Raw genomic sequence first — 9730 nt, forward strand, 5'->3', positions numbered from 1 at the left:
AATACCTGATTTGTGTTAATTTTTTTGTCTTGTATTTTTTCTTACTCTATCGTATAATATGGATACAATAAATCCAAGGAGGAATATTATTATGGCATATGTAATTAGTGATGATTGTATCAGTTGTGGTGCTTGTGCTGCTGGATGTCCAGTTGAAGCTATCAGCGAAGGTGCTGCTCATTATGAAATCAACGCAGATGTATGTGTAGATTGCGGTGCTTGTGCTGGTGTATGTCCAGTTGGTGCTCCAAACCCACAGTAGTTTGAAGATACATAACTAACAACAGCAGGTGTGAATTATCACACCTGCTGTTTTATTTTAACCATTAACTTTTAATCATTAATTCCTAAACAGTTATATTAACCGCATTTTTCCTAATTGATACACTTTATCATTATCAATTCTATGACCCCATATTCTTTGCAAGGTCTGCAAATCTTGTCTGTTCTGGTATCCAAGCCATCTTAACAGTTCCTATAGGACCATTTCTTTGCTTAGCTATGATAATCTCTGCAATACCTTTAAGTTCTGTGTCCTTATTATAATAATCATCTCTATAAAGAAACATAACTACATCGGCATCCTGCTCTATCGCACCTGACTCTCGCAGGTCCGATAACATAGGTCTGTGGTCTGGTCTTTGTTCTACCGCTCTTGAAAGCTGTGACAGTGTAACTACAGGTACATCAAGCTCTCTGGCAAGTGCCTTTAATGAACGGGATATATCTGATATTTCCTGCTGTCTTGACTCCGTCCTTCCATTACCACTCATCAACTGGAGGTAATCGATTATTATTAAGCCAAGATTATTTTCCATTTTGTACTTTCTGCACTTAGACCTTAACTCCGATATCGTGATACCCGGTGTATCATCAATAATAAGCTTGGACTTTGCTATTCCATCTGCACCTTCAATAAGCTTTCCCCAGTCATTAGAGTCCAGGCGGCCTTTTCTAAGCTTGTCGGCATCTACTGATGACTCAAGCGAAAGCATACGGTTTACAAGCTGTACATTTGACATTTCCAGACTGAATACGGCTGTTGTTATGCCCTGTTTAATAGCAACATTTTCCGCCACATTAAGGACAAACGCAGTCTTACCCATAGATGGTCTTGCGGCAACAAGCACAAAATCTGATGGCTGTAATCCGGATAAATAGCTGTCCAGATCCTTAAAGCCTGTAGGAACACCAGTTACGACACCTCTGTTCTTAGCCGCTGTCGATATTTTATCAAGTGCTTCAAGAACAACCTTATCAATAGGAGTATAATCACTTGCACCTTTATTTCTTACAAGCTCGAATATACGCTTCTCTGTCTCTGCAAGTATATCCTCTGTGCTGTCTTTACCTGCATAACAGTCATTAGCTATCTTTTCATTAACTTTTATAATATTTCTTAAAATGGACTTGTCTTTAACTATCGTTGCATACTGTCTTATATTAGCAGAGGTTGGCACTGATGAAAGCAATTCCCTTACAAATTCAAGACTATACACCTCTGGAGGCACATCTTTTTCTTTAAGCTTCTCCTGTAAAGTAACAACATCTACAGGCTTGCCTTCATTATTCATCTCCACCATAGCCTGAAACATAATCCCGTACTGCTTATAATAGAAATCATCCTGCATAAGCATTTCGCCCGCAGTAATAATAGCCTGCCTGTCCCATATCATAGAACCTATTACCGATTGCTCAGCTTCAAGACTATTAGGCATAGTTCTGGTAATATTTAATTCTTCCATAGTTCCTCACTTATACAAATGTATTATTTCTCCACTACTTTAACAGTCAATTTAGCTGTTACATCTTTATGAAGCTTAAGTGCAATTATATGTGTACCTAAAGTCTTAATAGGCTCATCAAGCTTCATCTTCTTCTTATCAACTTCAAGTCCAAGCTGTTCCTTAACAGCTGCGGCTACTTCCTTAGTTGATATTGTTCCAAATGTTCTTCCACCCTCACCTGTCTTCATATATACTGTAACGGATTTATCTTCGATAGTTGCAGCAAGCTCTTTAGCCATCGCAAGCTCTTCTGCTGCCTCTTTTTCTTCTCTCTTCTTCTGAAGCTTAAGGTCATTAAGATTTTTAGGTGTAGCTTCTATACCAAGCTTCTTAGGTATAACATAATTTCTGGCATATCCATCATTTATCTTAACAATCTGTCCCTTTTTACCTAATGTTCTTACATCTTCTAATAAAATAACTTCCATAATTAACCTCTTTTCTGCACTTTATCTGTGCTTAAGCTTATACTATATCTCGCCCTCAGCAAGCATATTGTCGAGAGTAAGTTTAATTGTATTAACTGCCTGCTGTATTGTACAATTCGTAAGCTGAGCACCGGCAATACTCATATGTCCGCCACCGCCAAGCTTTTCCATAACGAGCTGTACATTTACCTCGTCTATGGATCTTGCACTTATATATAATTTATCTTCATATTGTGTAATAACAAATGAAGCCTTTATTCCTGATATATCAAGAAGCTGGTTCGCAGCCTTTGCACCACCTATAGTCGGGCTTTCAAGACCTTCTCCGTCAAATACAGTAATAGCAAATGCAGACTTGTATACCTCTGATTTGCTTACTGCCGAAGCTATCGCCTTATATTCATTCATATCATTCCTAAGCATTTTCCTTACTCTTGTAACATCTGCACCGTGTCGTCTTAAAAATGCCGCAGCCTCAAATGTACGAGGACCTGACTTGCTGTTAAATCCATCTGTATCTATTGATATTCCCGCATATAGTGCATCTGCCTCAAATGCTTTAAGCTTAATTCCATCATCAACATACTGTATCATCTCTGTGACCATTTCACAGGCTGATGAAGCATATGGGTCTACATAAGAAAGCACCGCACCAGTAATTGTATCGCTTGAACGTCTGTGGTGGTCAAATACAATTATAGTCTTACATTTATCAAGAAGCTGCGGACACTCTGTTCTCTGTGGTCTGTTCACATCTACAACTATAACTACCGTTGATGCTGTAAGATAATTCTCTGCTTCCTCTTTCTTAATAAACATATCATCTGGATATTCTTCTTTATCTATAAAACGGTTCATAAATGGTCTGACACTGCTTGAAATCTCGCCAAATACAATATGAGCTTCCTTGCCGAACTTCTTGGCAATAATATATATACCAAGTGCAGAACCAAATGAATCTATATCTGGCAGATTATGTCCCATAATAAGCACATTGTCATTAGCCTCTAATATCTGTCTTAAAGCGTGGGCTTTTACACGTACCTTTACTCGTGTATTCTTCTCCATCTGCTGACTCTTTCCACCATAATAGTATATCTTCTCACCATCTTTGATAACTGCCTGGTCACCGCCACGTCCAAGTGCCAGATCCATAGCCGCCTTGGCAATATCATAATTTCTAGCATAATCAGCCGCACCAGTTCCTATGGCAATACTTAATGTAAGTGTCTTTTCATTACCGACTTTTACGCTCTTTATATCTTCCACAAGACTGAATTTATCTGCGAGAAGCTTCTCAAGGAACTTATATCTGAATACAACAAGATATTTATCTTTCTCCAGTTTTCTTATAATAGCCGCACCAGCTGAGAAATATTTATTAACTCTCTTATCTACAAGTCCGACAAATAAAGAACGACGCACATCATCTACACTTTCAAGTGCATCTTCATAATTATCTATATATACAAGCCCGACTACAAACCTTTCATCTCTTATCTTCTGTATGTACTGGTTAATATCCGTTTCATCAAACATATACATAGCTACAAGCGAAGAATTATAATCTTTGGCAAGAATATTAACACCTTGTGTGATTATATCAGCACTTATTCTCTTCATTTCAACACGGTAGTCCCTGTCATTAAATGCGACCCTGATTTCTTTGAAATCCTCAAAATTCCTGAATACATTGGCTGATAACTCAGGTATGATTGTAGAAATATTTTTATTAAGATCATTCTTTCTGTTAATACTTGCCTGCATAGAAGCATTCATCCATAAAATATTACCTTTATTATCCAAAAGGCAATAAGGTATGCTTAACTCATACAGCAGCTGTCTTTGTACCTGAGAATAATTGGAAGAAAATTCCACTATCTCCTTTATTATTCTTGGACGAAAATAGCATATCATCATCGCACAGACAAAGGCATATATAACTATAAATACTGCAACAATTGACGCTGCCACACTACTCACAAAACATAATAATATATCAAGTAATACAAGTAATATACCAAGACCTACAGGCCATAAAAATATAGAATTAAGCCTGCCAGATGGTTTGAATGACTTTGTTTGCTTATTATTCATATTAATTCCTCAATTCCTGCTTGCTTATATACAGCACACTACTATGCCCAAACGCATATGCAAATTATAACACAACTTCATCTGTCTTAAAAGCTATATTAAATAATTATATATCCTAAAGCTCAATTACACAATTATCCTTATCTTCATTAAAATACATATTCTAAGCCTTATCTCCAGGCAAAGTTAATAACCAAAATATATTTAAACATATCTGTATAATAAAATTAAAAAAGCTTTCACAAACATATACGTCTGTGAAAGCTCTTTAAACCGCAGATTATACTAACCTGCAATTATAATTATTCTACTGTGTAAGGTAAAAGTGCTACATGTCTAGCTCTCTTAACTGCAACTGTAAGTGCTCTCTGGTGCTTAGCACAGTTACCAGTAATTCTTCTAGGAAGAATCTTACCTCTTTCAGATACATACTTCTTTAATAAAGCAACATCCTTATAATCTAATGCCTTGTTTGCATCAGCACAAAATGCACATACTTTCTTTCTTCTGCGCATTGGTCTTCTTCTCATCTGACCCTCTGGTCTTTCAGCCTTCTTATCTGGCATATCAAGTTACCTCCTATCTTAATTGAAAGGTAAACCCTCGTCTTCAACGCCATCAGGAATATTCATAAATCCATCCCCAGCAGCAGCGCTTGGTTCTGGTCTTGATGGTGTATATGCTGCTGTCTCACCTGACGCAGCGGATTTACTTTCAGCAAATTCCTGTTCTTCAACAACAACATCAGTAGTGTAGACTCTCTGTCCATCCTTATTAGTATAACTACCTGTCTGGATACGTCCTGTAACAACAATCTTAGTTCCCTGATGAAGATACTTTTCAGCAAATTCTCCAGATCTACCGAAAGCAACACAACTGATAAAATCAGCTGACTGCTCATCATTATTGTTTCTTGCACGTCTTCTGTCTACTGCTAATGTATATCTTGCTACTGCCATAGAGCCATCTGCATTCTGCGAATAGCGTACATCTGGTTCTCTTGTCAGTCTACCCATTAATATAACTTTGTTCATACTTATTCTCCTCTTCTATAAAGAGTTGTAAGCCTAAACGTCAATCAATTATTCTCCATCTTTAACGATTAAGAATCTAATAACGTTCTCCATAATACGAATTCTTGACTCAACTTCTGCTGGTGTAGCTGCATCAGCTTCAAACTTAATGAAGTTGTAGTATCCTTCGCTCATATGCTGGATTTCGTATGCAAGCTTCTTCTTCTCGCAAGTACCTGGATCAGTAATTGTACCGCCAAAACGAGTGATTAATTCCTTAACCTGCTCTACTGTAGCGTTTCTTACTTCATCCTCGACGTTTGCGCTAACAACTAATGCTAATTCATACTTATTCATTCTACGTCGCACCTCCTTCTGGTCTTTAGGTCCCTTTTATTAAAATATAAAAAGAACAAGGATTAATAATATCACGAGGATTGATTATAGCACATAATTATAACTCTTACAAGTCATTATTGACTGATTTTTGTATTTTTTTTGTATTTTTTTCAACAAGCGAACGCTTTAAAATTATCTCATGCATACAGCCACAGCATTTTAACTTAATATCCGCACCCACTTTAATAACTTCCCACTCGTCACTGCCACAAGGGTGTTTCTTCTTCATTTTAATAATATCGCCACATTCTAATTTAATCATAGACCTATTCTCTTATAATAACTCCTAATACATTACACTCCTTATCTTCTAACTGTATAACTCTGTTATTAAGCTCGTCCTCATCGTAAGTTTCCTTTTCAGCTATTATTGCCGCATATCCACAAAATGCAGCAAGTGTTCCATCCTCATCTGAGTCCACCACAATATAATCATATTCTTTAGAATACTTATCTATAAGTGACTTAAATATCATTATCTCATCATCTGTCACAACACCATCTTCATTGATACCTGTAAATATAAGGCTCAAATTCTTGTGATTAGTTACACAGACTATTTCTTCATTCTTCTCAGGTCTTTTAATATAATCAAGCACACCCTTCGCACTCTTGCCAAGCTTATACTTTCCAAGAAATACATCTGTCCTTATATCTCCGTCCACAAAAAGCACTTTATTGCCTTTTTCCATAATATTATAGGCTATTTTAAATGTATCCACCTTACCGCCAAGCACTGCAAATGCTTTGTGATTTCCAAGTCCCTCTATAATATTATCTGTTATTTCTAAAAGACTTTCTGCTTGTGTTTCTGATGTTTTAACTAATTTGTCAACATTTACACTATACATACGACTTCACCCTTTTAACTACTTTCTTATTGTACCTAAAATTCTGAACTTTCTGCTTTCAGAATTAACCTCTTCGCTATCATTTATATCTGTATTATTGTTCAAATCTGTATTATTGCCTGCATTATTAAGCTGAGCCTTGTCAACTTCTGCTCCAACGGCTGAAACCACTGGTTCACTTACAACATTAGCTTCCTTGCTGGCTGCATCAGACTCTTGTGCTGACTGATCTGCCTCATTGACTGGCTCTGCAGCTTTAACTTCCTGTACTGGCTTTTCTACTTCTACAGCACTAGCTAAGGTCTCCGTGCTGACTGGTACTTCTGCACTAGAGGATTGTTCTGCATTGGCTGGTGCTTCTACACTAGCAGACTGTACTGTGCTGACTGGTGCTTCTACACTAGCAGACTGTACTGTGCTGTCCGGTGCTTCTACGCTAGCAGACTGTGCTGTGCTGACTGGTGCTTCTACGCTAGCAGACTGTACTGTACTGGCTGATGCTGGCTTTACGTTCTTGTTGGCATTATCCAGCTGTGTGCCTGCATTATCCTCACTTATAGTAGCTGCCACTTCCGCCTGTGCCTCATAATCGGCTTCGTCCTCTGCTTCTTCTATTGTATCTGTATCTTTTAATATATCTTCGTCCTGAGCAGCCTCGCGAAGAATATCCTCATCCAAATCTTCTTCATCATCAGCTTCATAGACTGGCTTTTCATCCTCTATATTAATAAGGATATCTTCATCTTTATTCTTCTTATTAGAATGTTTCAAAACCTTTTCTTTCTTATCTTTAGATGTTTCAATTAAGTCTGGCTTGTGGTCAATATACTCCACATTACCAAATCTTCTCTCGTATTCAAATTCGTGGTTAAAATCTTCATCCTTTGACTTAAATGCACTTATGCAAAGGCATACAATTATCTCTATAAAAAGACATACTGCACTTGCAATGGCTGTAATTATAATTGTATTTCTGTATAAATCCGGCTTAAATGCTACACCTGTAGATGTACCCTCTGATAATATCTGAATTGACTTAACCGGTATTATAGATGTTGTCTTAACTGCTGTTGTAGCTACCGCATCAACATATTTCTTTGCTGTATTCTGGTCTGGATTGACGCATTTAATCTCTACTATATTACTGTTAGCAGGAGATGAAACTGTTAAATACTGTGCTATATCCTCTGATGTTCCTGCCACTCTCTGTGCCGCAGATATTACCACACTACTCTTGAAAATAATAGTAAAATCTTCCTTCAATCCGCCGTTATTGGCTCTTATTGAAGCTTCATTTTCTTCTCCCGGCACAACATATAACTGTGTTGTCGATTCATACATTGGATATATCATCTTATTCTCATACATATATCCGCCTACTCCACTAAGAATTGCTACTAATATTAATATTAGCACACACCTTGAAAATCTCTTCATATCCTTCTCCTTCTTAAAATATTATCTTAATTTCCACTACTGCTGTGGATAATAGTACCACCTGATAGCTGTAATTACGCCATTGTTATCTATGTCAAATGCTATCTGTGCAAAATCATCATCTACTGATGCAGTACCATTTTTATAGTCAGGCGCAAAATATGTAAATTCTATTATATAATTATCCGCTGTTTCATCACTGTCATAGCCGTTAAAATTAATTAATCCATATGCAATTGCATCTTTGGTATTAACCTTGTCAAGTTCATCTAGTGTAAAGCTTCCATATAAATATTTACCAAGCACTGCTGTACTGTCATCTGATGTATAATAATTATTCTTATAGTCTTGATCCCTGTAATATACGCTTAATATTGAGTCAACCGACATACCGACCTTAAGTCCTCTTGAAAATACATCCTTATCGCTTACTGATGCCGCCGCTGTCAGCTTATATGTACCATTTTCATTCTTTCCAGCCGTTCTTCCGTCATCTGTGAACTTTACAAATATAAGCGTTAAATCATTGTAAGAACATACCTTTTCTAAATATTCCGCTTCAGCATTAGTGTCCTTCTCTGTAGACTCATATTCTGATACAGGTGTGCCATATATATTCTTAACTGCCGCTTCTGTCATCATATATTTAAGCGAATTAATCGTTAAATCTGTATATTGGAACTTGGAAGCCTTGCTTTCTTCCACTGTAGCATATTCCTTATAACTTGTTATATCTTCATTATTATCTGTTATAACTGCTTCTGTTCTGTTACCACAGGCTGTCGTCCCTGCCATTATTGATATAATAGCGGCAATTCCTGTAATCTTTCTTATAGTACCGTTCTTTGTGAATTTAATTCTTGTAAACTTACCCACAGTATTCTTAATGAACTGCTTAAAAATGTTAGTTGTATTCATTATTCACCATTACCTCTGACTTATTTATAAAACCTATTTAATATATTATAACATATCAAAAATCTTTGTAAAATAATATATCTCAAATATCTTTCTCAAATATCTTTCAAAATAAATAATACATCACATTGCAAAAAGAATGTGCAACGCACATCCTAGCACAGGGTGCGGTCACCAGTGACTAACTACATCTTTGCACGAGCGTACATCAGTATAATAGGGAATTCTATCTGAATTTTCTATTACACAAAAAAACCATCTCACATAATTGTGAGATGGTTAAAGAGGCGACAACCAGATTCGAACTGGTGATCAGGGTGTTGCAGACCCACGCCTTACCACTTGGCTATGTCGCCATAACATATTATATTCATAGTAAGAACAAAAAATGACTCCAAGGGGATTTGAACCCCTGATACCACCGTGAAAGGGTGGTGTCTTAACCGCTTGACCATGGAGCCTTAATACTGAACTAGAAGGACAACATGCCCAACTTGCTTAACTATCATAATTATTCTTACAGCTCCCCGAGTAGGGCTCGAACCTACAACAACTCGGTTAACAGCCGAGTGCTCTACCATTGAGCTATCGAGGATTACACCTGAGTTCCTTAACTCATTATTTAAAGGATTGCTCCTTCAAAACTGCACATTAAATATATCTTATACATCCGTATCCTGTCAAGTACTTTCGTACTTTCCTTAAGAATAACTCTCTTTGTTCTATCCAAACCTTAACCTCTTTCGGTTAAGCCCTCGACCTATTAGTACAGATCAGCTCCATATGTCACCACACTTCCA

11 protein-coding genes and 3 tRNA genes are annotated in these 9730 nt (G+C 36.9%); 1 reads left to right on the plus strand and 13 read right to left on the minus strand.

Annotation, left to right across the window (positions count from 1 at the left end):
* The first annotated feature begins 91 nt into the window (after nt 1-91).
* Nucleotides 92-262, plus strand: coding sequence for a DUF362 domain-containing protein (locus C7390_RS10370; RefSeq protein ID WP_022501464.1), 171 nt, complete (start codon nt 92-94; stop codon nt 260-262).
* A 142-nt stretch (nt 263-404) separates the two neighbouring features.
* Here the strand turns inward: C7390_RS10370 and dnaB are convergent, their stop codons facing one another.
* From dnaB to C7390_RS10435, 13 genes are all read right to left on the minus strand, one after another.
* Nucleotides 405-1745, minus strand: coding sequence for a replicative DNA helicase (gene dnaB, locus C7390_RS10375; protein ID WP_022501465.1), 1341 nt, complete (start codon nt 1743-1745; stop codon nt 405-407).
* Nucleotides 1746-1768: 23 nt separating this feature from the next.
* Nucleotides 1769-2215 carry a 50S ribosomal protein L9 gene (gene rplI, locus C7390_RS10380; protein ID WP_022501466.1) on the minus strand — a complete coding sequence of 149 codons (447 nt, stop codon included), beginning with the start codon at nt 2213-2215 and terminating at the stop codon, nt 1769-1771.
* A 42-nt stretch (nt 2216-2257) separates the two neighbouring features.
* Complete coding sequence (locus C7390_RS10385) at nt 2258-4312, minus strand: DHH family phosphoesterase (RefSeq protein WP_090140479.1); 2055 nt, start codon at nt 4310-4312, stop codon at nt 2258-2260.
* A gap of 302 nt (nt 4313-4614) precedes the next feature.
* Nucleotides 4615-4878 carry a 30S ribosomal protein S18 gene (gene rpsR, locus C7390_RS10390; protein WP_022205046.1) on the minus strand — a complete coding sequence of 88 codons (264 nt, stop codon included), beginning with the start codon at nt 4876-4878 and terminating at the stop codon, nt 4615-4617.
* 18 nt (nt 4879-4896) lie between these two features.
* Entirely contained in the window at nt 4897-5346 is a 450-nt protein-coding gene (locus C7390_RS10395; RefSeq protein WP_055307073.1) for a single-stranded DNA-binding protein, read from the minus strand.
* A 48-nt stretch (nt 5347-5394) separates the two neighbouring features.
* Nucleotides 5395-5694, minus strand: coding sequence for a 30S ribosomal protein S6 (gene rpsF / locus C7390_RS10400; protein WP_318255854.1), 300 nt, complete (start codon nt 5692-5694; stop codon nt 5395-5397).
* Nucleotides 5695-5788: 94 nt separating this feature from the next.
* Nucleotides 5789-5986: a DUF951 domain-containing protein gene (locus C7390_RS10405; protein WP_022501470.1), complete on the minus strand. Its 198-nt coding sequence runs from the start codon at nt 5984-5986 to the stop codon at nt 5789-5791.
* Nucleotides 5987-5990: 4 nt separating this feature from the next.
* Complete coding sequence (locus C7390_RS10410; RefSeq protein ID WP_022501471.1) at nt 5991-6575, minus strand: AAA family ATPase; 585 nt, start codon at nt 6573-6575, stop codon at nt 5991-5993.
* Between the two features lie 18 nt (nt 6576-6593).
* A complete protein-coding gene (locus C7390_RS10415; protein ID WP_116444166.1) occupies nt 6594-8012 on the minus strand; it encodes a YveK family protein in 1419 nt (472 codons plus the stop codon).
* Nucleotides 8013-8048: 36 nt separating this feature from the next.
* Entirely contained in the window at nt 8049-8930 is an 882-nt protein-coding gene (locus tag C7390_RS10420; protein ID WP_116444167.1) for a hypothetical protein, read from the minus strand.
* A gap of 285 nt (nt 8931-9215) precedes the next feature.
* Nucleotides 9216-9286, minus strand: a tRNA-Cys gene (locus tag C7390_RS10425).
* A 33-nt stretch (nt 9287-9319) separates the two neighbouring features.
* Nucleotides 9320-9391 (minus strand) — tRNA-Glu (locus C7390_RS10430).
* Between the two features lie 62 nt (nt 9392-9453).
* Nucleotides 9454-9525, minus strand: a tRNA-Asn gene (locus tag C7390_RS10435).
* Between the last annotated feature and the right edge of the window lie 205 nt (nt 9526-9730).

Origin of the sequence: Bacteroides galacturonicus, from assembly GCF_003096855.1 — a bacterium.
Taxonomy (GTDB): Bacteria; Bacillota; Clostridia; order Lachnospirales; family Lachnospiraceae; genus Lachnospira; species Lachnospira rogosae.